This window comes from Streptomyces sp. adm13(2018), assembly GCF_008042145.1.
Lineage (GTDB): Bacteria > Actinomycetota > Actinomycetes > Streptomycetales > Streptomycetaceae > Streptomyces.
In genome coordinates this window covers 1-1,447 of record NZ_RDBH01000199.1, presented here as the reverse complement: position 1 = coordinate 1,447, position 1,447 = coordinate 1, and the positions used below count along the sequence as shown (strand labels likewise).

At 78.2% G+C, this 1,447-nt stretch carries 1 pseudogene; it reads right to left on the bottom strand.

Annotation, left to right across the window (positions count from 1 at the left end):
• A pseudogene (locus EAO70_RS35515) lies at positions 1-1,447 on the bottom strand (CoA-binding protein); the annotation flags it as partial.

Genomic DNA, 1,447 nt, shown 5'->3' with positions numbered 1-1,447 from the left:
GTACCGCACGGCCTCGGCCAACGCCCGCACGGCCCGCTCGGCGGCCCGGGGGCCGCGCCGCCGAGGCTCGGAACCGGACCCGGAGCGTCGGCGCCGTGCCCGGCGTGGACGCCCGGACCGGGGCTGGGCGCCGCGCCCGAACCGGAACCGGTCGGGTCGGCGGGGCCGGACCCGGCCGAGACCGCGGCACCGGCCCCTGACCCGGCCGGGGCGCCGTGGCCCGCTGTTTCCGGGGTTGCACGGCCCGCTCCTGCCGGGGCTCCGTGCCCGGCCCCCGCCGGCGTTCCGGTGCCGGGTGCGGGCGGCGTCCCGGTTCCCGGTGCGGCCGCCCGGGACGTCGGGGCCGTGCCGGCGGGCCCGCCCGGGGGCGTCGGGCGGGTGCTCGTGGCGACGGCCAGAGCCTCCGCCAGGCCGCCCATCTCGACGTGCACGACGACGACCGGCTTGGCGGGGGCCGGGGCGGAGGCCACCGCCTCGCGGAGGGCCGCCGCGAGGACCTCGCCGTCGCCGAACTCGGTGGCGCCGTTCTCGCCGACCCACGGGATCGCGGTCACGACGACCGCGTCGGAGGTCTCGTCCGCGAGCGCCGCGGCGAGCGCGTCCCGGAAGTCCGCGGGCTCCGCGCCCGTGGTGAGGTCGAGCGGCCGGAGCGGGCGCAGTCCCTCGGTGAGGCAGGCGTCGTAGGTGAGCAGCCCGAGCGACTCGGAGTTGCCGAGGATCGCGACCCGGGGGCCGTCGGGCAGCGGCTGGGCGGCGAGCAGCAGACCCGCGTCCACCAGCTCGGTGACGGTGTCGACGCGGATGACGCCGGCCTGGCGGAGCAGCGCGGAGACCGTGGCGTGCGGGATGCGGGTGACGGGCACCCGGTGGCCGGGCGGCGCACTGCCGCTGTGCCGGGCGCCCTTGACGACGACGACCGGCTTGACGGCGGCGGTGCGGCGCGCGAGCCGGGTGAACTTCCGGGGGTTGCCGATCGACTCCAGGTAGAGGAGGACGACGTCGGTCCCGGGGTCGTCGAACCAGTGCTGGAGGAAGTCGTTGCCGGAGACGTCCGCGCGGTTGCCGGCCGAGATGAAGGAGGAGAGCCCGGCGCCCCGCCGGTGCAGCCCGGCGAGGAGGGCGATGCCGATCGCGCCGGACTGGGTGAAGAGCCCGATCCGCCCGGCGGCCGGCATCTGCGGGGCGAGGGAGGCGTTGAGGCGGACGTCGGCGGCGGTGTTGATGATGCCGAAGGCGTTGGGTCCGATGATCCGCATGCCGTACGAGCGGGCCTGCCGCACCAGCTGGCGCTGCCGCTCACGGCCGGCGGGGCCGCTTTCGGCGTAGCCGGCGGAGAGGACGACCAGCCCCTGGACGCCGTGCTCGCCGCAGTCCGCGACGGCCTCCGGCACCCGTTCGGCGGGAACGGCGACGATCGCGAGGTCGACCGGCTCGGCGAGGGCGGCGG